Genomic DNA, 19,625 nt, shown 5'->3' with positions numbered 1-19,625 from the left:
GCTCACAGGTACGCGCCATCGGCGTCCCCGGCGTTTTTCGGGCCGCGCAGCGGGCGCAGGCCAGGACCGGGCAGCTCAGCGAGCATGCCCGCGGGCCTGCCGGTCGCGGCGGTCCGGGATCCGCTACAGCGCCTCTCTCGGCAGGAACCTAGAATCGAACATGTGAACGATGTACCGTCGCGACTTCAGATGCTCCGTTTCGCCCGCCGCGTAGTGGTGCAGCAGGCGACGGCGGCCCTTGCCCAGCTCGATGACTGGATCGAGGTGGAGGAGCAGCGCGAGGCGGAGCGGCGCCAGGGTGAGGAGATGCGGCCGCCACCGCCTGAGTGGCTGATCCAGTACGGGCTCAACCGCACGAACGTCGACGCCGTGCACACCGGTGAGTGCTGGGCGGCTGCCGAGAGCGGCCGGTGCCGTCCGGTCGCCCGGCAGCAGGCGCTGGAGGCTCTGCGCCAGCAGGTGCCGGCCTGCGTCCACTGCCGACCGGACACGGCCCTCGGCATCCTCGACTAATAGCTGTCGTAGCTGGGCTTACCGTTCGGCCGGTAGACGCCGACGATGGTGCCGCCCGTCGTCGTCGAGACGCTGACCGGCTCCAGCGCAGTGGGGATCGCTCCGTCGGCGAACAGCCGCTTGCCGGTACCGATGATCACCGGATGGATGGTCAGCCGGTACTCGTCGACGAGGCCGTGCTGCATGAGGGTCTGGGCGAGGTCGCCGCTGCCGACGACGTTGATGTTGCCGCCGTCGGACGCCTTCAGCTCGCGTACGGCATCGACGAGGCCGCCCTCCAGCAGCATGGAGTTCTGCCACTCGACGGACGTCAGGGTCCGAGACGCCACGTACTTGTGCATGCTGTTCATCCGATGGGTGAACGGGTTGTCGGGATCGGCGGTCGGCCAGTACGACGCGAAGATCTCGTACGTCTTGCGGCCGAGCAGCATCGCGTCGGAGTGCTCGTACCAACCGGCGATGGCCGCGCCGACCTCGTCGTCGGCCACCGGTTTCTGCCAGCCGCCGTGCTCGAAGCCGCTCTCAGCGTCCTCGTCCGGACCGCCCGGGGCCTGCATGACGCCGTCCAGCGTCAGGAACGTGCAAACGATGATCTTGCGCATGGTGCGCTCCCTTCGTCGACGGGTAGACCGCACAACCGCCGGGAACTCATCGGCACAACTTCCGGGGCGCCGGGCTGCGGTGACCGGCTGCCGGGCGACTGCCTGCTCCCGCTCGACGGGGCTGCCGGTCCTCGACGGGGAAGGAATAGCGGTGGTCCTTGCCCGAGACAATGCTGACCCTGGCCGTCGGAAGGCCGGTACGTTGCGCGCGGGTCCGTCCTCGGCAACGCAGGCCGGGCGGGTCACGTCACGGGCCGGCAACTCCTGGCTGACCGGCGGTTCGGAACTTCGGTGATCTCGTTCGGCTGCAGGGTTCGGTTTCTCTTCTCAGCGTAGTTGCTCGGCCAGTCCGACGATGATGCCCTCCGGGCCGCGGACGTAGCAGAGCAGGTGGCTGTCCTCGAACCGGGCGATCTGGCCGACGAGTTCGGCGCCGTGAGGGCGCAGGCGGGCAACGGTGTCCTTGATGTCGTCGACGGCGAGCATGACGCGGTGCGTGCCCACGATGTTGTGCGGCCGGTTGCGCGGCCCGGCGCTGATCACCGCGGGACTGCGGTACTTCGCCAGCTCCAGCCGGCTGTGACCGTCCGGGGTCCGAAGCATCGCGATGTCACAGCGGACCCCGTCGAGCCCGGTGCACTGGTCGGCGACCAGGCCCTCTACCTGCGCCCTGCCCTCCAGCTCCAGACCCAGTTCCACGAAGAACGCGATGGCGGCATCCAGGTCCTCGACGACGATGCCGACGTTGTCCATCCGCTGAATCGCCATGCTCGGTTCTCCCTCTTCCTCGTGCGGCCGGTGGCGGTCGCTGATGTTCCCGGGACGGAGCCGGTGGCCCGTTCTCGACATCCCCGGACCGCCGAACTCGAAAGGTCTGGATCACGCCTCAGCACCGCTCCAGCAGACCGGAGCCAGACGCCACCACCGAAGGTGAATGCGGCGCAGGTGGCCGCTCCTATGAGGCCTGCCGCCAATTCGCCGGCGATCCCTGACTGCGCCTACAAGTCGAACTCGAGGTGCTCGATGTCGGTGAAGCGGACCTCTTCCAGGCTGCCGGCGCGGCGGCCCCTGTCCTGGAAGTAGACCTCCTTGAGTCCTTCGGCGGCGATGTCCTGCAGGTGCTGGTCGGACGCGCCCTGCTGCTGGGCGTCGAAGAGGCGGGCGGCGTACTGCGGCGGAAGCGCGACGGTCAGGTGCCGGATGCGGGCGTCGTCGGTGGAGCCGATCGGGGCGGTGTAGCCGATCCGGGCGCGGGTGTCGATGACGATGCCGCCGGTCGTCGCCGCCTGCTGCCGTGCTCTGGCGCGGATCTGTGGCTGCCACCTCTTCCTGACCTCGGTCTCCAGCCGCGAGGCGAGGTCCGGGCGGGGCTTCTTGATCTGGTCCTTCACGTACCGCTCGACGGTGCGTTGGGAGATCCGCAGCATCTGGGCGACCGCCCTGGTGCCCTTGAGCTGTTTGACCAGGTACCGCATCTGCGCGCCCGCGCTCTTGGGGATCGGGCGCGTGAACGCCCGCTGCACGGCCTGTTCCAGGCCCTGGCCGAACACGCTCATCGCCCTCTACTCCCCGTTGTCCTGGTCGGTGACGGTGCCGTCCTTGATATAGCGGGCGAGGTTGAGCTCGGGCGCCTGCAACTGCTCGCGGACGCCCTCGCCCCACAGCACGCTCTGGGCGCCCTCCCACTTGACCAGCCCGGGGTTCACCCCGAGCTTGAAGCCGCCCGGCAGGGGCTTGCCGTCGCGGTAGGGCAGAAAGTCCAGCGGGCTCTCGCCGTCGGCCGCGTACACGGCACAGTCGGACAGGACCGCGACCGGGTACTGGCCGGTGAACGCCGCGTGCTTGACGATCTTGCGGTGCAGGTTGATCCGGGTGCGGGAGATGACGGCCGCGCGGATGTCCGGCCGCCACGTCGGGCGGGACAGGGCTCGCCACGGCCGGCCGGGCTTCCAACCCTCACCGCGCGGGCGCTCGCGCAGCTTGCCCAGGCCGCCCTTGACGGTCGCCTTGATCGCGGACGCCACGATCGCCAGTTCCGGGTCGCGTTGCCGGTAGCCGTCCATAGCTGCCAGGAATTCGGCCGGCGACAGCTCCGCGTGGACGCCGAGGTCGGCCATCGTGGCGAGGTAGGCGTCGCGCAGCCGCTGGTACCAGGCGTCCAGGTAGCGGCCGTTCTCGTAGCGGACGTACGCCTCGATCGGCGTGACGTCGTAGCCGAGTTCCACCGCGTAGGCGACGGTCGGCGTCGCGTACCAGGCCGGGCCCTGCGGTTGCTCGCCCTTCGGCGTGAACGGGCTGGGCAGCAGACTCGCGTCCAGGTCCGCCCACTTGTCCTTGGCGACCTTCACGCGCGACAGGTCCACATGGCTGAGGTCGACCAGCCAGGAGCCGGGCAGTTTCGCATCGAACACCGGCGCCTTGACATGCGTCGGCGCGCCGAGGCCGACGACGAGGCCGTTCGCGCCGGCGGCGAAGGCCATGTTCACGTCGATGCCGACCAGGTGCCGCAGGGTGCATTCAGCGTCGGTGAGCGGCCGCGCCCAGTCGTACGCCTCCTCGAACAGTTTCTCGTCGGGGCCGCGGACATGGAAGCGCGGCAGATCCGCCAGGAGCGGGTGCCCGTCGGGGGCCTCGCACGGCGCGCAGTCCACCGGCTCCTTGCCGAGGCTGCCGGGGTTGCGCTCGGAGTGCCGCTTCCCTGTCGCGTCGGGCTCGGAGGCGCGGGTCGGTGGATGCAGCGCGGTCATCAACTCCAGGCCGGTCACCGCGGCCGACCCACGCGGGGTCATCACCCGCGACGCGTACACGCCCAGTACGCGCGCGAGGTCCGCCGGCGGAAGCTGCCCGGCCTCGCCCCAGTGCCGGGAGTCCAGCGCGTTCCATGACGGGATGCACAGCTGCACACAGGCCCGCTCCGAGCCCTGCGCGGGGCGGTAGATCCTCGCCCACGGTCCGAACCCGCGCTTGGTGAGTTTCCACTCGGCACGCGCCAGCTGCTTGATGACCTTGTGGCCCTCAGGGATCCGCCCTGCCAGACGCTCCTCCTGGGTGAGGGCGACCGGCAGGCCGTAACGCTCCAGCGCCGACTCGGTGAGCACCAACAGCGGGTCGGCGTCCTTGCCCGGCCCGGACAGCTTCGGCTGTCCGAGCTTCGCCTCCTTGAGGGTCCAGTCCACCAGTGCCGGGATGCTCTTGGCGGGCACGTCCAGGACCAGGCCGCCGTCGCAGTACGCGTACACCTGGCCGTCGGCGTCGACGTCGACGACCGCCAGCGGACCGTTCTCGAACCGCGGGTCGGTGCCATCCGCCGGACTTCCAGCCGCGACAGCCTTCCGCGCGCCGGGGCGGCGCGACGCCGACGACGACGGCTCGGAGATGCGCGCCGGACCGGTCGCGGCAGCCGGAGGCACGGCGCTGACGGCGGGGCGGGCCCGGGTCGTCTGCTGGGCCGTCATGGCCTCAGCCTCGGACGCTGCGTCTGTGGGCGCAGGCTGTGCCTGCGGAGCCGGGGCGGGAGCGCTCGAGAACCTGGCCGGAACGGCCGTGCCTTGAACGGGCGCCGTGGCGTTGGGGTCGGCGGGGTAGAGCTCCGCGAGCTTGCCGAGCAGTCGCGCGTAAGCCTCACGTTCCGGCGGCCGCGGCTCGGTCTTGCCGGACTCCCAGCCGCTGACGGTCGCCCGCCGAACGTCCAGCGCCGATGCCACTTCGTCCAGTGTCAGACCGTGTGCCTGGCGCAGCCGCTTGCGCTCCGCCGGCGGCGGCAGAGCAGACCGGGACGCAACCAGCGCATCGATCCGATCGAACAACTCGGACATGGACCACCTCCTGGGCGACATCCTAGCCAACGAAACGTACGAATCGCGTATCTATCCCGTACGTGTCACGTACGAATGGCGTACAGCAGATGTCGATGCTGGTAGCGGTGGGGACGACTCCGGTTCGGTCCCTCATTCCCAGGGGAGTGGGGATGTGCGCCCAGCGCGGTGTCGGCCCGTGGGCTCAGGCGAGGGCGGCGACCAGCAGGGTGAAGGCGGCGATGATGACAGCGACGCGGACGTAGTGGAAGCGTTCCCAGCGGCGCATCTGCTGCTTCCAGTCGGCGGGCCGGTTGTCAGGGGTCCAGGTCTTGTTCCGGTTGTTGATCGGAACGAGCAGCAGGATCGACATGGCCACACTGAGGAGCAGCAGCGCGCCGGCGGTGACGACGAGGCCGGTGCCGCGGTCGTGCCATCCGGCGACGGCCCAGACCGCGACAAGGGCGAGCGAGCCGATGTACCAGACCGGCATCACGGCGCCGAGCATCCGGCCCCCGTGGGCATGGCCGAGTTGCCCACTGTCCTCGGGGAGCGCGTTGAGGATCGGGTGCATGACGAAGGCGACGGAGAACTCCACCCCCACCATCACGCCGACGAGCACGGTGGTGACGACCTCGAGTGCGTTGAGCATGATGACCCCTCCGGGAATCTAGCGTTGCTAGCTGACAAGGCAACGCTAGTACTACTGCCGCTCGATTGTCTAGCAGTGCTAGGATCGAATCATGTCGGTACAGGAACGCAAGGAGCGCGAGCGGGCGGGCCGCGAGCGCCTCATCGTGGCCACCGCCCGCGAACTCGCCGAGCAGCAGGGCTGGGACGCGGTCACCACCCGCCGGCTCGCCGAGCGCATCGAATACAGCCAGCCCGTCCTCTACAGCCATTTCCGCGGCAAGCGAGAGATCATCGGCGCCGTCGCCCTCGAGGGCGCCGCCGAGCTGGCCGCGGCGGTGCGCGCCGCGACCGCCGCCGCAGACGGCCCGCGCGAGCGGGTGTACGCCCTCGCCCGCACCTACCTCGACTTCGCCGCACGCAACCCGGCGGTCTACGACGCCCTGTTCCAGCTCGACGGCGGCCTGGCGTACGCGCAGGAGGACACCCCGGAGCCGCTGAAGGACGCCTTCGCCGCCCTGCTGGAGAGTCTCGGCGAGGTCGCCGGGGACGGCGTCCACCCCGGAGTGTTCACCGAGACGTTCTGGGCGGCCCTGCACGGGCTGGCCACCCTGACCCGGGCGCGACGGCTCCCGCCGGAGGACACCGAGCGCAGGGTGGAGCTGCTGGTGGACCGGCTCTCCATGGTCTGACACACCAAGTGAAGTGCGCGGCGACGTCGTCCAGGCTCACGGTCACGGAGCGATCGCTGTCGATCCGGTGTGAGTGGCGCCAAGGCGGCAACCGGGAGCGGCGGGGGTTCCGAGGCCTCGCAAGAGGCCGGCGGAGGGTCTCCCGGTCTTTGCCGGTCTCCACGCCGCCGTGGAGACCGGCGCCGCGGACTTCGGCGACGCCGTGCAGAGCACGGGCATCGACGGCTCGGGCAGCAGACTCGGAGCGCTGCGTCGGCGAGCCGCGGAGCGCTCCGAGCGGGCCGGTCAGAACGCGCAGGTGTCCATCCAGCGCGTGACCAGGGATGTGTCGTTTCTGTCGGCGTCACGCACGGGACCGCACAGGAACGGGCTGAAACGGGTGTCGGCACGCAGCCAGAGGCTGAGGAATGACACGATCCACTTGCCCTGCTTGGCCTTGTTGCCGTAGCCCGTCATCGGACACAGGTGGTCGCCTGGCACCTCGATGTAGAGCTTCTCGGCCTGGGACATGGAGGTGTACCAGGGCACCGCGTAACTGTCGCCGTGGGCGACGGGGTCGCTTTGGCAGGTCAGGAAGAGCGTGGGCTCGGTGACTGCCGAGAAGTTCGCGTTCGGGTAGTACGGGGCCGTCGGCACGCCCGCCCGGAAGCGCGGGTCGTCGCGGAGGGCCGCCATGACGCCACCGCCGCCCATCGAGTGACCGGCCGCGCCGAGTGTGCCGTTGAGCTTCCCGGATATCGGGTTGCCGGGGGAGTTGCCGAGTGCGAGCAGCTGGGTACCGGCGGCAGTGATCTGGCGGCCGCGCGATGCGGGATCGTCGGTGAGTGTGTGGGTTCCGACGTTGATGACGACGAAGCCCCAGGAGGCGAGGCGGGGTGCGAGCCACTGCAGGTTCTGCTGTGTGCCCTGATAGCCGGGCATCAGTACGACTCCCGGGTAGGAGCCACTGTTCGTGGGGTAGGTGACCGTGCCTGAGCCGTACCCGCTCGGGCTGGGAACGGTGTAGGTGGCGGTGGTCAGCGGCCCGTTGGCGGCCTCGAGGGAAGCGGTCGTCGGGTCCGGTATGCCGTTGCCCGGAGGGGTGCCCTCACCGGAGCCGTACACCTGGAACTCCCACAGCGAGTAGCCGTAGGCGGTGCCGCGCTGGGTGCCGTGGAAGCGGACGTACCGGCCGTTGCCGTTCACGTCGAGGTTCTGCACGCGGCCGGTGCCGGTCGTGGTCGAGTAGATGGTGGTCCAGGCGGTGCCGTTGTCGGAGGCCTGGATCTGGAACGCGCGGGCGTACGCGGCCTCCCAGCGCAGCACCACTCGGCTGATGGTGGCTGTGGCGCCCAGATCGACTTCCAGCCACTGCGGATCGCTGAACGTGCTCGACCAGCGCGTCGCGGTGTTGCCGTCCACCGCCGCCGACGCGGGAGTGGACGCGTTCTCGGCGGACGAGGAGGTCGCGGGTTTGCCCTGGGACAGCAGGTCGGCGGCGGCCGCCGGCGGGGCGGCGGCTGTCAGCAGAGCCAGCGCCAAGCCGATGGTGGTGACCAGAGAGATCAGCGCCGACACGGCACGGGGTCGGGTCCGTAACGGCGCGGTCGTGTTGCTTGAACGGCTCGTTGGGTCCATTGGTTTACCTCCGGAAAGCGGTGAGAGCGCGGTAACCGGACAGCGAGGTGCGCCCGCGCTGTGAGGGGTGCCGGATTCGCCGGCTCTCACAGTGCGGAAGAAGGAAAGAAGGAAGGAAAGGAAGGGACACCGCGTGCGGCGGCTACCGGGACTGTGCGAAGAGCCAGTCGATGACCACGTCGTTCTCGTACGTCTGGGCCCATGACAGGTGTGGGTTCACCGGTGTCGTTCCGGGCGTGTAGCTCGTGAACAGCACGTGACTGCGCGTGGCCCGGGCCTGCCGTAGGAGCGCCCGGGACCGGGCCTCGAACTGTGCCTTCGGCAGATCGTTGGCCCACTCCCCACGGCTGACCCGAGCACCGGCGGTCTCCAGCGCGTTCATCAGTGTCCAGGTGCCGGGCTTGCCGAACCGGCCCTCCCGGTAGGGGACGACCGGGTCGTCGACGGAGTGGTCGGCCCACATCGGGATGTGCTTGATCCTCTCCATGGTGGCCTCGTCGCCCCAGCCGGCCGTGGGAAGGGCAGCCGCGAACCCGTCGGGTCGCTTCGCCAGCAGGCTGTAGATACCGCGCGCACCCGAGGACAGGCCGACGAGGTAGACGCGGGCTGTGTCCACGTTTCGGGAGTGCTCGCTCACGAAGGTGTCGATGAGTTCGATCAGAGCGGCCTGGACCTTGGCGTCGGTCCAGTCCGTGCCGTCGGGTCCGTCCATGGGACGGGGCAGGGGTACTTGCGGAGCGAGGACGAACGCGGGGTCGCGGCGCTGTCGTTCCGGTTTGGCGAACGTGACCGCGATCCGGTTGGAGGTGAGCTGGGTCATGTTGTTGTCCGCGACTTCGCCACCGCCATGCAGGGTGACGACGAGTGGGTACCGCTTGCGCGTCTGCGGGTTCCGTACGTACCCCTCGGGCCGGTACAGCCGGAAGTCCAGTTCGAAGCCTGCGGAGTCGGTGAGGGAGCCGGCGGCGAAGTCGTCGACCACGGGAGTGATGACGTCGTCGTTCCGGCTCGCGAACGGACCGGCCTTGAGTACCGGTGCGCCTTCCGGGGTGTGCACGTCCGCCGCTTGTCTGACGGAGTACGCGCGGTCGAGCGGAAGGGGGTCGGTGCCGACGGCCCGCGCGTTGGAGTCGTTCGGGTCGAGCTCGATGATCAGGCGGTCCCCCGGCCGTCCGGGGTGAGATCGGTCGTCCACTTCGGCGGTGGTGCTGGAGTAGACCCGGGTCACCGTGCGAGCCGCCGTTTGTCCGCCCACAGTGGCCTTGACCTGGAAGGCCGAGGGCGGGACCACCACGCCGCGTAGGTCGATGGGATACGAGTACTGGAGGGCGACGGCTGTCACCAGCCAGTTGTTCCTCGGCGTCACCCGCGTGACGAGGTCCGTTCGCAGGACCGGATTGAGTCCGGAGGCCGCTTGTCGTCCTTGTGATGTGGCTGTCGTGGTGTCGGCGGCCGCGGCGGCTGCCGTGCTCACGGCCGGCGCCGCGAGCGCACCCGCTGTGGCTGCGAGCGCCGTACGCCTGGTGATCCGTCTCATGCGTCCTCGTCTCGGTTTTGTGGGGCACCCGGACCGGGTGTCTGGGGTGTGTGGAGGTGTTCGCCCTCCTCCGGACTCCCGGAAGCCGGCGGCGCGTTGTAAGTCCGAGCGGCATGTGCGGTGGCTGCCGGGAGCCCGCGGCCGGCGGGACTCCGCTCAGTGGGTTCGACCTCGAACGGAACACCGGTCACAGGGGGAACGCACCCGTCAACAGGGCGCCGGCGGTCATGACCAGGGTGGTGGCGAAGGCCCAGCGGAAGATGAAGCGCTGGTGTTCGCCGAGCGACACACCGCTCATGCCGACCAGGATGAACGTGGACGCGGTGAGCGGACTGAGCGGGAACCCCGTGGTCATCTGGCCGAGGATGGCGGCCCTGGCGATCTCGGCCGGGTCCGTGCCGAAGCCCTGCGCGGTCTCGGCGAGTACGGGCAGGACGCCGAAGTAGTAGGCATCCGGGGTGAAGACCAGGCTCAGCGGCATGCCGGTGACGGCCACCGCGACAGGCAGGTGCGAGCCGAAGGAGTCGGGGATGACGGAGACGAGCGTCTCGGCCATCTCGTCGATCATCCTGGTGCCGGTGAGGATCCCGGTGAGGACACCGGCCGCGAAGATCATCGTGGTGACCAGGACCACGCTCTTGGCGTGCTTGTCGAGCAGCGCCTGTTGCTGTTCCCAGGTGGGGTGGTTGACCAGCACCGCGATCGCGAACCCTAGGACGAACAGCACGGGAAGTGGCAGCACTTCCTGGATGAGGCAGACCAGGAGGGCGACGGTGAGCAGGAGATTGAAGATGTTCAGCCAGGTCCGCGGCAGCGGCGGGACCCGGACGGTGCCGGGCCCGTCCCCGGGAGCCCGGAGGGCCTGACGCTCCCGGTCAGCCGTCGCAGAGGTGGCGTGCCGACTCGTCTCGCGTTCCGTGGTCGCCGTGACCGTCGTCGAAGCGGCGGGGGCATGGTCGTCCCGCTCGTCCTCGGCCCCGCGCACGCCCGTGACCGGACCCTGCGGGGACAGCGCGGCAAGACGGTTGCGTTCCCGGCGGCCGAGCAGGTAGGAGGCCACCAGTACCCAGGCGACACCGAAGCCCATGGCGGGCAGCACGGGGGTGAAGACCTCGGAACTGTCCAGCTTCAGTGCCGCCATGGCTCGTACGGTCGGGCCACCCCAGGGGACCATGTTCATCACGCCCGCGCCGAGGCAGACCACTCCGGACAGCACCAGGGGGTTCATCCCGAGCCTCTGATAGACCGGCAGCAGTGCGGAGACGGTGATGAGGAAGGTGGAGGCGCCGTCGCCGTCCAGGGCCACGCACAGGGTGAGGACGGCCGTGGCGACGGTGATCCGCAACGGGTCGCCCTGTGCCACCCGCAACAGACCGCGGATCAGCGGGTCGAAGAGGCCGGCGTCCACCATCAGGCTGAAGTACAGGACCGCGAAGGCGATCATGATGCCGGTGGGGGCCACCTTGGACAGCCCCTCGAGAATGAACTCGCCCAGATCGCCTGCGAATCCGCCGATGAGCGCCGCCAGCACCGGAAGCAGGATCAGAGCGACCAGTACCGACGCGCGTCTGGTCATGGTGAGCAGCAGGAGGACGGCGATCGTGGCGAAGCCCAGGGCTGCCAGCATGGCGGCGCTCGCTTTCTCGGGGACGGCCCTCGGCGGCGGGCGGGGCTGGGCGGGGGGAGGCAGGCCGAGGTGTTACGCGAGAGTTTCGGAGCACCGGTGGATCGGTGTCCAGCATCAAACCGAGATCTGTCCATGCGATAAGCGCATCAATCCAGGCGGGCGAGCCCTATGCTCGTCGGCCATGGAGGCCACCACCCTGCGTCAACTGGCGGCATACGCAGCCGTCGCCCGAGCCACGAGCTTTACCGCGGCCGCCGCTGAGATGCACGTGTCCCAGTCCTCACTCAGCCGCGCGGTCGCGGATCTGGAGCGACAGCTCGGCGTGCAACTCCTCGAACGAGACACCCGCAACGTGCAGTTGACCGCGGCGGGCGTCGAGGCCCTGCGTGTCGCCGAACAGATCGTCACCGCTCACCGGGCAGGCATGAAGGAGCTCAGGCGATACCTGCTCGGCGAGTCGGGAACGGTCGCCGTGGCCACCCTCCCCTCGGTTGCCGCGGTGCTCCTGCCGCACGTGATCTCCGACTTCCGCGAGCGGCGGCCACAGGTGGCGGTACGACTCCTCGACGGCCTGGAACGGTCGGTACTGGACCGGGTCCTCTCCGGCGACGCCGACTTCGCGATCACCACCATCGGTAATCCGCCGGAGCAGTTGGAGCACCGCCCCCTGGTCAGGGACCGTTTCGTCGCGGTGCTGCCGGAAGGCCACCCGCTGGCCGACCGCCACGAGATCGCCTGGGACGACCTGGCCCGTCAGCCGTTCCTGGCCGTCGGGCGCGACTCGAGCGTGCGCCGGCTCACCGACGCGGCGTTCGCCCAGATCGACGCCCACGCCGTACCGGCGGCCGAGGCGGGCAGTATCGCGACCGTGGGGGGACTGGTGACCGCCGGCCTCGGGGTGTCGGCGATGCCCGCCCTCGTGCTCCCGCTGATGGGTGCCGGGCCCGTCGCCTGCCGTCCGCTGGTGGACCCCGTGGTGGACCGGCGCCTGGACATCGCGCTGCGCGCTCGGCGAACGCTCCCGAGCGTGACGGAGCGGTTCCTGGAGACGCTCGAAGAGTTCCGCCGCCAGGGGCATCCACTTCCACCCGGGGTCGCGTGGGCTTGAGGCCCCGTACCGACCCCTCCGCACATTCATGCGTTTTTCGCATTGATTCATGGCCTTCTGTTGCTCGACAGGCATTTCTTCGCTCCGGCAGTCTGAGGACAACGGCGACGGCCGTGCCGCGCCAACGCGGACGACGCTGTCGGGGACCCACGCGGAACGGCAGGGCAAGGGAGCTCAGCGGTGTCGGACGACGAGCGGAACACCACCGGAAGCGGGCAGTTGCACGGACTGAAGGTGGTCGAGTTCGCCCATGTGGTGGCCGGTCCGCTGGCGGGCTCGATGCTCGCCGACCAAGGGGCCGACGTCGTCCACGTGGAGCCCCCCGGCGCCGGAGACGCGGCCCGCGCCATGGGGCCCCAACGTGACGGTGTTCCCCTGTGGTTCAAGGTCGCCGGCCGCAACAAACGCTCGGTCACCCTCGATCTGCACCACGAGGCCGGCCGGCTCGTCGCCCACCGGCTCGTCGCCTGGGCGGACGTCGTCATCGTCACCCTGCGCGCAGGACGCCTGCGCAGCTGGGGACTCGACTGGGACTCCGTGCACCGGATCAACCCCCGGGCCGTGCTGTTGCAGATCTCCGGCTTCGGCGCCACCTCGTCACAGGCGGACGCCCCCGGCTTCGGCAAGGTGGGTGAGGCGCGCAGCGGAGTAGTCCACCTGACCGGCTTTCCCGACGGCCCGCCCGTCCACACCGGCTTCTCGCACGGCGACGCCGTGACCGGCCTGATGGGCGCCTACGCCGTCCTCGCCGCCCTCCACCGCCGCGACCACGACCCCGGCTTCGACGGCGAGTGGATCGACCTCGCTCTCTTCGAGTCCCTGTTCCGGCTGGTCGAGTGGCAGGTCATCGTCCACGACCAGTTGGGACGAGTACCCGAACGCTCCGGAAACCAGCTGGCGGTCGCCCCGGCAGCCGTGATCAACACCTACCGCTCCCGCGACGGCGAGTGGATCACGGTGACCTCCGCGACGCTGCGATCGGTCCGCAACATCGCCCGCCTGCTGGGACTCCCCGAGAAGGAGTTCACCACGGCACAGCAACAGTACGACCGACGCGAACAGTTGGACGACAACCTGCGGAACTGGGTGGCCGAGCGCGACACCGGCGAGTGCCTGGAGGAGTTCGCCCGTGCCGAAGTCGTGGCCTCGCGGGTGTTCGACGCCGCGGACATCGCCGCCGACCCCGTGTACGCCGAACGCGAAGACATCGTCACCGTCGATGACCCCGATCTCGGTCCGGTGCGTATGCAGGCGGTGATCCCGCATTTCCGGCAGCGCCCCGGGCGGGTCTGGCGGACGGGGCCCGCCCTTGGACAGGACAACCACCTGGTCTACGGGCAGTGGCTCGGGCTCAGCGCGGAAGAGCTGGCAGACCTGGAGAAGAGCGATGTCATCTGAGGAGTCTTCCAGGAGCCCTGGCGAGGTCGACGCGGGAGTGGTCGACCGGCCCCCGCTGCGCTCCCTGCTCTTCGTCCCCGGCACCAGAACAGACTGGCTGCCCAAGGCCCGGGCGGCGGGCGCCGACGCGGCCATCCTCGACCTGGAGGACGCGGTGCCCGCCGCGGGCAGGCTCGCCGCCCGCGCGCAGGTGGCCGCCGCCGTCGCACGGGCCGCCGCCACGTCGGCCGAGCAGACGGGACGGATGGCGCTGTTCGTCCGGGTCAACCCGCTGGACGACTGGGCGGGGGCCGAGGAACTGCGGGCGGTCGTACGGCCCGGTCTCGCCGGTGTCGTCCTCCCCAAGGTCCGCTCCGCGCAGGACGTGAAGCTTGCCGACCGGCTGCTGGCCTGGTGCGAACAGGAACAGGGCCTGCCGCTGGGGCGGATCGCGCTGGTTCCCCTGCTGGAGACCGCGCGCGGCCTGCGCGAGGCCTACGACATCGGCCGAGCCGCCGCGCGTATCGCCTACTTGGGTGCGCTCAGCACCCCCGGCGGTGACGTGGAACGTGCCGTCGGCTACCGCTGGAGCCCTGAGGGAACCGAAACGGTGGCACTGCGCTCCCGCGTACTGCTGGACGCCAGGGCAGCCGGAGTGCCGTGCCCGGTCAGCGGACTGTGGACGCGCATCGGTGACCTGCCCGGACTGCGTGCCTTCGCCGAACAGAACCGCTCCCTCGGCTACGAGGGCATGATGGCGATTCACCCCTCCCATGTCCCCGTGATCAACGAGGTGTTCTCCCCCAGCTCCGCCGAACTCGCCCGTAGCGCAGAGCTGATCGCGGCGGTCGAGTCGGCACAGAGAGAAGGGACGGGCGCCGTGACCTTCCAAGGTGAGATGGTCGACGAGGCCATGGCCCGTACGGCCCGCCTGATGCTCGAACGACACGGAGCGCGGGTTCGCGTGGCCCGCACGAGTTCGGCGTCGAGGCCGCGGGCCAGCGACGCTCAGGGTCCCCTGATGGACACTCGCCCTCGCTCGATCTGACCGCCGGCTGGCGGGTGTCGCCGGGGCCGGCCCCTTCAATTGGCACGGGCCGGGGACGGGCGATGGTGCTGCCGTCGTCGCCGAGGGCCCTGCCGTGCCGACCAGGGATCCCACCCCAGCCACCCAAGCGATGGGCCGTGGGGCGGGTACTTGGGTGGCTGGTGCTCCCCCGCGCCGAAGCGGTCGGCGCGGACCTCCGCGGTGCGGCTGCGCGGTCAGTTCCCGAAGGCGATCAGGACGCCGTTCTGCCCGGGCGTGAACACCCGGCCGCGAGTGGTCGCGATGCCGGGGTTGACCCAGCCCGCCCAGTCCTCCTCCGCGATCACGTTCTCCTGCGGATGTGGCTCGGCCCACAGCCGGTGGGACCAGACGACGGCGCCGGTGCGCTCGTTCAGCACCACGAGGCGGCCGTCACCGTCCTGGACGTACACATGGCCGCCGGCGACGAGGCGGACGGTGGCTGCCTGGCGCGGGCTGCGGTAACTCCAGGCTGTCGTGTACGTCGTCGTGTTGATCGCCTTCACGGTGCCGCGGTAGGTCACGTAGACCCGGCCCGGACCGAACGCGGGGGTGGCGTCGGCGGGGAAGGAGCGCAGGACGGCGCCGGTGTGCTGGTCGTAGGCCACGGTCCGCTCGTCGTCGGCGGCCTTGCTGCGCAGCCACAGCGCTCCGGCGCCCCGCACGATCGGGTTGCCGCCGAGCGCGGTGAGGTCGGGTACGTCGTAACGCCGCAGTTCCCGGCCAGTGCCCCGGTCCAGCAGCTGGTAGGAGTAGTTGTCGAAGCCGAACCACACCCCTAGGTCGTCGACGACCACCGGCGACATTCCCCAGTCGACGAGCGGAGCCCGCCAGAGCTCCGCTCCGTCAACGGCACGCAGCGCCATCGCCGTGCCGCGGCCGTCCTGCGTGTACAGGACGCCGTCGTACCAGGTGGGCGGATACTCGCAGATGCCGGAGCCGATGCTGCGAGACCAGCGCTGCACGCCCGTCGCGGGGTCCCAGGCTGTCACCACGCCTCGGCCGGTCTGGGTGAAGAGCAGCCCGCCGCCGTAGGCCAGGGTGGCCTTGGGATCGTTGTCGGCGATCAGGCGCTGGGGCCACAGTCTCTTGCCGGTGGCCGCGTCCAGACCCACGAGTTCCATGCGTGGGCCACCGGTCTCCTCCTCGCCCACCGCGTTGACCACCACGAAGACCCGCCCGCCGATCGCCACCGGCGCGGAGACGGCCGAGCCGAGGTCGACCGACCAGAGCTTGGTGAACGGCGGGGCCGCCGTCGCCTGGGCGACGAAACTGTCGTGGCGGGCGTTGGCGCGGTACCCCAGCGTCGCGTCCGCCGGTTCCGTACTCGCCGTGACGGATGCGGGTCCCGGGGTCGCCGCGCCTCCCGGACCGACGCCGACGGCCAGGACCGCCAGAACTGTCGCCGTCACACAGCCCGATCTGGTCCACACTCGCCTCGCAGTGCTGCCCATGAGCCCCCCTCTTGGGTCGTCACTCCGTCCACGCGGGCGGAGTGGGTGGAGTCGGCCGGTGCCCCGACCGCCGCTTCGATTACCCAGGATGCTCGAGGTAACTCCCTTTGCCTGAAAGGCATTTGGCTCTCTCCAGATGCACCGCCTGCGTGCGGGGTTCGTCGACCATGCCCGCCGGTCGCATTGCGGCGTGACCCAGCGCGTCAGCCGGCCACGGACGGCCCGGAGTGGATGGGGCCGCCGTTATTCGGTGACGTTGAAGGCGGCGGATGGTGGTTGCCAGTCCAGGACCGTGTCCAGGGCTCTCAGCGACAAGGCCTGAGGCGTGGCTCGTACGGCCAGGTTCCGGATGGACACGGCAAGCGGGTGGGAGAACCGGGCGAGTTCACCGATGCGCCGTGAGCGGCGGCTGATCCGGGTGGTCCGCGTGTGCCTGGCCTTCGTGTAGGCGGCGAGCGCGGCTGGCACGTCGTCGGCTTGCGCCAGGAGGTGCGCCGCGACAACGGCGTCCTCAATGGCCTGGCAGCCACCTTGTCCCATGTTGGGGGTCATCGCGTGGGCGGCGTCGCCGAGCAGGGCCACCCGGCCGACGTGCATCCGGGGCAGGGGCGCGGCCAGTTCGTGGAAGTCGTGGTGGAGTATGGCCACCGGGTCCGGGTTCCGCTGGTTGAGCCGGTCCAGCAGTGCGGGTATCGGATCGTGCCACGCGCCGAAGCGCCGGGTCAGCTCTTCGTGATGGTCGGCCGGTCTCGCACCGGGGTCGGATACGGCGGTGGCGTAGACGTAGATACGTCCGTCGGTGAGTGGAACGACGCCGAACCGCTCGCCTCGCCCCCAGGTTTCGGCAGCCTGCTGGGCAGGCAGGCCGGTGCCGGGAAGCACCGCTCGCCATCCGGCTTCACCGGCGTGACGCAGCCCGCGGTGAGCCGGGAAGAGTTGTCCGCGGAGCACGCTGCGCATGCCGTCCGCCGCGAGTACGACGTCGGCCCGCAGGTCGCCTGCCGACGTACGCACGGTCACGGTGTCCCCCGCGTCCTCCAGGCCGGCCACTGACACGCCGAGACGTACGACGTCGGCCGGCAGGGCGGCCACGAGAGTGTCGATCAGGAAGCCGCGGTGCACGGCGTGCGGGGAGAGCCCATAGCGGGCGGACACCGCGCCGTCGTCGGATCGACTCAGCCAAGTGCCGTCGGGCGTACGCAGTCCGACCTGACCGGGCAGGGCGTCACCCGCGCACAGAGCGGGACCCAGGCCGATCGAATCCAGGGCGCGCAACGCGTTCGGGGCGAGCACGATGCCGGCGCCGATGCCCGTGAGTACGGAGGCCCGTTCGCACACGGTGACGCGCCAGCCGCGGCGGCTCAGGCCCACCGCCGCGGTCAGGCCCCCGATTCCGCCTCCGGCCACCACGGCATGACGAACACCCATGTCGACCGCCCCCCCCCATCCCCACCACCTCTACATCTGTAGAGGCGACATGCCCGCACTCTACATCTGTAGAGTGCGGGCATGTCCACCCCTGACCGCCGGGAACTGATCGCCGATGCCGCCATCAGCACCGTCGCGACCGCCGGGCTGCGCGGCCTGACCCATCGCGCGGTCGACGCCGCCGCGGGCCTGCCGGCCGGCAGCACGTCGTACTACTTCCGCACCCGCAGCGCCCTGATCAGCGCCTGCTATCTCCGCCTGGCCGCGCTCTCGGTCGCCGACGCGGATCGCTGGGAAGCGGACCACGGGCGCCTGGACCTGGACTCCGCAGCAGGCATGCTGGCCGCACTGCTGCACCACTGGCTGACGGCGGCGCGCGACCGCCAGCTCGCCCGCTTCGAACTGAGCCTGGAGGCGACCCGCCGACCGGAGCTGCGTGCCGACCTGCGGACCGCCGGCCTCAGCGCACGGTCCAAGGCCGCGGCCCTGCTGGCAGCTCTCGGGGCTCCCCGTCCGGAGCCGGCAGCGGATCTGCTCGTCGCCTGGACCGACGGCCTGCTGTACGACTGGCTCGCCGGCGCGCTGGCCACGACCCGCCCACTGCCCGATGCGACCGAGCTGACCGCAGTGGTACGGCGAATGCTGAAGGCCGCGCTTTCCACCTGACCGAGGAAGCGGTCATGGGCACCTCGATCGCGGGCGCCAATCTCTCTGGCGGCAGCGGCCCGACTCCGTCTGAGCAACGAGGGCGTCAGCCGGCGACTGTCCAGTCTGTGCCCGACATCTGGAAACGGCGGCGGGAACTGTGGGTACGGCTGTCACCACCGCCCCTCACCCGCGTTCCGGCCGACCTGGTCGGCGACTTCGCCGGACCGCTCCCAGCGACTCTGGTGGAGGAAGCCGTCGATGCAGCCGTGGCAGCCGTGTTCGTCGGCGCGCGGCAGGATCGCGAGGTCGTCAGGCCATTCGCAGACGATCATGACCGGCGGGCCGTCGTGAATGACCGGCAGAACGCGCAGTCGCGGGGCGGACCGCCACGTCGCCCGCAGCCCGCGACCGGGCGCCGCCGCCGGTCCGGGGCCGCGGGGCGCGCTCCGCAAACACCATCAGACGCAGGACGAGATAGCGGCCGATCCCGACGAGCGCGGTGGCCGACAGGTACACCGTCTGCTGCAGGACGAGTCCGGAGTCGGGACGGAGCACGGCCAGCGAGCCGACCGCGGCGGACGTGACCAGCCAACCGAGGGCAATGGTGGCCGCGCTCTTCAGGTGGCCGGCCAGACCGGGCCGTCCGTGGCCGAACGAGACGCGGGCGTGCAGCTCCGTGGCGACCACTGTGGAGGCGACGGTGGTCAGCGCGTTCGCCACCATCCACGGGATCCACTGCGCGAGCAGGACCAGGGCTGCCGAGGCCGCCAGGGTGACCCCGCTGCCCAGCCCGGCGAAGCGACCGAAGGCCGCCGCGTGCCGACGGATCAGTCCCAGGCCGTTCATGGTGATCTCCTCCCGGGCTGTCCCTGACAAGGCCGTCGTCGTCATGCCGCAGAGCGTGACCGACCCCCCATTCAGCCCGGTTTCAAAGAGTTCTCAGCCGTGCCGGCGGTGGTGAAACCGGTGCGGCGACACACCACCGCCCGCCTTGACCGTGATCAGCTGCTCAATCGACCGGAGTTGAGTGAGCGCCCGGAGCCGGCCGTGCCCGCCGGCTCGAACCGTTACCGTCAAGGACGCCCGACTAGCGGGGAGTTGAGGAATCGTCCAGTGTGCGACCGGGCGTCGGCCGCGATCTGTTCAGGGGGTGCCTTCGGCGATGACCTCGCCGCCCCGCTGGCCGCCTTCCGGTCCCATGTCGATCAGCCAGTCGACCGACTTGATCACGTCGAGGTTGTGCTCGATGACGAGGACCGTGTGGCCGTCGTCGACCCTTCGTCTCAGTGCCGTCAGCAGCCGGTCGACGTGGGCGGCGTCGAGTCCGGTGGTGGGTTCGTCGAGTACGTAGAGGGTGCTTCCACGGGTGCGGCGCTGGAGTTCGGCGGCGAGCCCGCGGGCGCGGCGCTGGAATTCGGCGGCGAGCTTGACGCGCTGCGCCTCACCGCCGGACAGGGTGGTGGCCGCCTGGCCCGCGAGCAGAGCGCCCTACCTCGACATCAAGCGTGTGGGCGACGCAGCCGAAAGCCGGT

General features: G+C 70.3%; 18 protein-coding genes and 1 pseudogene. 6 read left to right on the top strand and 13 right to left on the bottom strand.

Annotated elements, in window-relative coordinates; translation table 11 throughout:
- The first annotated feature begins 162 nt into the window (after positions 1-162).
- On the top strand, positions 163-513 hold the full coding sequence (locus tag ACZ5XS_RS23900) for a DUF6233 domain-containing protein (protein WP_468654408.1): 351 nt from the start codon (positions 163-165) through the stop codon (positions 511-513).
- Here ACZ5XS_RS23900 and ACZ5XS_RS23895 read toward each other — a convergent pair.
- From ACZ5XS_RS23895 to ACZ5XS_RS23875, 5 genes are all read right to left on the bottom strand, one after another.
- Complete coding sequence (locus ACZ5XS_RS23895) at positions 510-1,115, bottom strand: dihydrofolate reductase family protein (RefSeq protein ID WP_468654407.1); 606 nt, start codon at positions 1,113-1,115, stop codon at positions 510-512. The two genes, ACZ5XS_RS23900 and ACZ5XS_RS23895, sit on opposite strands and share 4 nt — an antisense overlap.
- A 327-nt stretch (positions 1,116-1,442) precedes the next feature.
- Positions 1,443-1,883 (bottom strand): VOC family protein, encoded by a 441-nt coding sequence (locus tag ACZ5XS_RS23890; protein WP_468654405.1) that lies wholly within the window; start codon positions 1,881-1,883, stop codon positions 1,443-1,445.
- 230 nt (positions 1,884-2,113) lie between these two features.
- Positions 2,114-2,671 (bottom strand): telomere-protecting terminal protein Tpg, encoded by a 558-nt coding sequence (tpg, locus tag ACZ5XS_RS23885; protein ID WP_468654403.1) that lies wholly within the window; start codon positions 2,669-2,671, stop codon positions 2,114-2,116.
- A gap of 6 nt (positions 2,672-2,677) precedes the next feature.
- A complete protein-coding gene (tap, locus tag ACZ5XS_RS23880; RefSeq protein WP_468654401.1) occupies positions 2,678-4,930 on the bottom strand; it encodes a telomere-associated protein Tap in 2,253 nt (750 codons plus the stop codon).
- A gap of 184 nt (positions 4,931-5,114) precedes the next feature.
- Complete coding sequence (locus ACZ5XS_RS23875; protein WP_468654399.1) at positions 5,115-5,561, bottom strand: anthrone oxygenase family protein; 447 nt, start codon at positions 5,559-5,561, stop codon at positions 5,115-5,117.
- Positions 5,562-5,652: 91 nt separating this feature from the next.
- On the opposite strand from ACZ5XS_RS23875, the gene ACZ5XS_RS23870 reads away from it, so the two are divergent.
- Entirely contained in the window at positions 5,653-6,231 is a 579-nt protein-coding gene (locus ACZ5XS_RS23870; RefSeq protein WP_468654397.1) for a TetR/AcrR family transcriptional regulator, read from the top strand.
- A 285-nt stretch (positions 6,232-6,516) separates the two neighbouring features.
- Here ACZ5XS_RS23870 and ACZ5XS_RS23865 read toward each other — a convergent pair whose 3' ends face one another.
- The 3 genes from ACZ5XS_RS23865 to ACZ5XS_RS23855 form a co-directional block, all read right to left on the bottom strand.
- Positions 6,517-7,788 carry a poly(ethylene terephthalate) hydrolase family protein gene (locus tag ACZ5XS_RS23865; RefSeq protein ID WP_468654395.1) on the bottom strand — a complete coding sequence of 424 codons (1,272 nt, stop codon included), beginning with the start codon at positions 7,786-7,788 and terminating at the stop codon, positions 6,517-6,519.
- A gap of 202 nt (positions 7,789-7,990) precedes the next feature.
- Entirely contained in the window at positions 7,991-9,385 is a 1,395-nt protein-coding gene (locus tag ACZ5XS_RS23860; RefSeq protein ID WP_468654393.1) for a phospholipase, read from the bottom strand.
- A gap of 187 nt (positions 9,386-9,572) precedes the next feature.
- Positions 9,573-11,012, bottom strand: coding sequence for a CitMHS family transporter (locus ACZ5XS_RS23855; RefSeq protein WP_468654391.1), 1,440 nt, complete (start codon positions 11,010-11,012; stop codon positions 9,573-9,575).
- Between the two features lie 181 nt (positions 11,013-11,193).
- Here ACZ5XS_RS23855 and ACZ5XS_RS23850 point away from each other — a divergent pair, with 181 nt between their 5' ends.
- The 3 genes from ACZ5XS_RS23850 to ACZ5XS_RS23840 all read left to right on the top strand — a co-directional run bounded on the left by ACZ5XS_RS23850 (position 11,194) and on the right by ACZ5XS_RS23840 (position 14,545).
- Positions 11,194-12,120 (top strand): LysR substrate-binding domain-containing protein, encoded by a 927-nt coding sequence (locus ACZ5XS_RS23850; RefSeq protein WP_468654389.1) that lies wholly within the window; start codon positions 11,194-11,196, stop codon positions 12,118-12,120.
- Positions 12,121-12,300: 180 nt separating this feature from the next.
- A complete protein-coding gene (locus ACZ5XS_RS23845; protein ID WP_468654387.1) occupies positions 12,301-13,518 on the top strand; it encodes a CaiB/BaiF CoA transferase family protein in 1,218 nt (405 codons plus the stop codon).
- Positions 13,508-14,545 (top strand): HpcH/HpaI aldolase/citrate lyase family protein, encoded by a 1,038-nt coding sequence (locus ACZ5XS_RS23840; RefSeq protein WP_468654385.1) that lies wholly within the window; start codon positions 13,508-13,510, stop codon positions 14,543-14,545. The genes ACZ5XS_RS23845 and ACZ5XS_RS23840 overlap by 11 nt, the downstream gene beginning before the upstream one ends.
- 215 nt (positions 14,546-14,760) lie before the next feature.
- Here ACZ5XS_RS23840 and ACZ5XS_RS23835 read toward each other — a convergent pair whose 3' ends face one another.
- A complete protein-coding gene (locus ACZ5XS_RS23835) occupies positions 14,761-15,975 on the bottom strand; it encodes an outer membrane protein assembly factor BamB family protein (protein ID WP_468654383.1) in 1,215 nt (404 codons plus the stop codon).
- Between the two features lie 285 nt (positions 15,976-16,260).
- The gene (locus ACZ5XS_RS23830; RefSeq protein WP_468654381.1) at positions 16,261-17,445 is read right to left on the bottom strand and encodes an FAD-dependent monooxygenase; all 1,185 of its coding nucleotides are present in this window, start codon (positions 17,443-17,445) and stop codon (positions 16,261-16,263) included.
- Positions 17,446-17,526: 81 nt separating this feature from the next.
- Between ACZ5XS_RS23830 and ACZ5XS_RS23825 the strand changes: the two genes are divergently transcribed.
- A complete protein-coding gene (locus ACZ5XS_RS23825) occupies positions 17,527-18,111 on the top strand; it encodes a TetR/AcrR family transcriptional regulator (RefSeq protein WP_468654379.1) in 585 nt (194 codons plus the stop codon).
- Positions 18,112-18,263: 152 nt separating this feature from the next.
- Here ACZ5XS_RS23825 and ACZ5XS_RS23820 read toward each other — a convergent pair whose 3' ends face one another.
- From ACZ5XS_RS23820 to ACZ5XS_RS23810, 3 genes and pseudogenes are all read right to left on the bottom strand, one after another.
- Positions 18,264-18,425: a hypothetical protein gene (locus ACZ5XS_RS23820; protein WP_468654377.1), complete on the bottom strand. Its 162-nt coding sequence runs from the start codon at positions 18,423-18,425 to the stop codon at positions 18,264-18,266.
- Complete coding sequence (locus tag ACZ5XS_RS23815) at positions 18,403-18,939, bottom strand: GtrA domain-containing protein (RefSeq protein WP_468654608.1); 537 nt, start codon at positions 18,937-18,939, stop codon at positions 18,403-18,405. Before ACZ5XS_RS23815 ends, ACZ5XS_RS23820 begins: the two co-directional genes overlap by 23 nt.
- A 227-nt stretch (positions 18,940-19,166) precedes the next feature.
- A pseudogene (locus ACZ5XS_RS23810) lies at positions 19,167-19,581 on the bottom strand (excinuclease ABC subunit UvrA); the annotation flags it as partial.
- Between the last annotated feature and the right edge of the window lie 44 nt (positions 19,582-19,625).

Source organism: Streptomyces sp. NPDC033131 (assembly GCF_055578365.1).
Note: the sequence above shows the minus strand (reverse complement) of the source record. Positions and strands in the feature narration are given on the sequence as shown.

Bases quoted from the DNA above. Each gene is read 5' to 3' on its own strand.
- ACZ5XS_RS23820 (WP_468654377.1), bottom strand. From the start codon at position 18,425: ATGATCGTCTGCGAATGGCCTGACGACCTCGCGATCCTGCCGCGCGCC.
- ACZ5XS_RS23840 (WP_468654385.1), top strand. From the start codon at position 13,508: ATGTCATCTGAGGAGTCTTCCAGGAGCCCTGGCGAGGTCGACGCGGGA.
- ACZ5XS_RS23875 (WP_468654399.1), bottom strand. From the start codon at position 5,561: ATGCTCAACGCACTCGAGGTCGTCACCACCGTGCTCGTCGGCGTGATG.
- tpg (WP_468654403.1), bottom strand. From the start codon at position 2,671: ATGAGCGTGTTCGGCCAGGGCCTGGAACAGGCCGTGCAGCGGGCGTTC.
- ACZ5XS_RS23870 (WP_468654397.1), top strand. From the start codon at position 5,653: ATGTCGGTACAGGAACGCAAGGAGCGCGAGCGGGCGGGCCGCGAGCGC.
- ACZ5XS_RS23860 (WP_468654393.1), bottom strand. From the start codon at position 9,385: ATGAGACGGATCACCAGGCGTACGGCGCTCGCAGCCACAGCGGGTGCG.
- ACZ5XS_RS23830 (WP_468654381.1), bottom strand. From the start codon at position 17,445: ATGGGTGTTCGTCATGCCGTGGTGGCCGGAGGCGGAATCGGGGGCCTG.
- ACZ5XS_RS23825 (WP_468654379.1), top strand. From the start codon at position 17,527: ATGTCCACCCCTGACCGCCGGGAACTGATCGCCGATGCCGCCATCAGC.
- ACZ5XS_RS23895 (WP_468654407.1), bottom strand. From the start codon at position 1,115: ATGCGCAAGATCATCGTTTGCACGTTCCTGACGCTGGACGGCGTCATG.
- ACZ5XS_RS23855 (WP_468654391.1), bottom strand. From the start codon at position 11,012: ATGCTGGCAGCCCTGGGCTTCGCCACGATCGCCGTCCTCCTGCTGCTC.
- tap (WP_468654401.1), bottom strand. From the start codon at position 4,930: ATGTCCGAGTTGTTCGATCGGATCGATGCGCTGGTTGCGTCCCGGTCT.
- ACZ5XS_RS23890 (WP_468654405.1), bottom strand. From the start codon at position 1,883: ATGGCGATTCAGCGGATGGACAACGTCGGCATCGTCGTCGAGGACCTG.
- ACZ5XS_RS23850 (WP_468654389.1), top strand. From the start codon at position 11,194: ATGGAGGCCACCACCCTGCGTCAACTGGCGGCATACGCAGCCGTCGCC.
- ACZ5XS_RS23815 (WP_468654608.1), bottom strand. From the start codon at position 18,939: ATGAACGGCCTGGGACTGATCCGTCGGCACGCGGCGGCCTTCGGTCGC.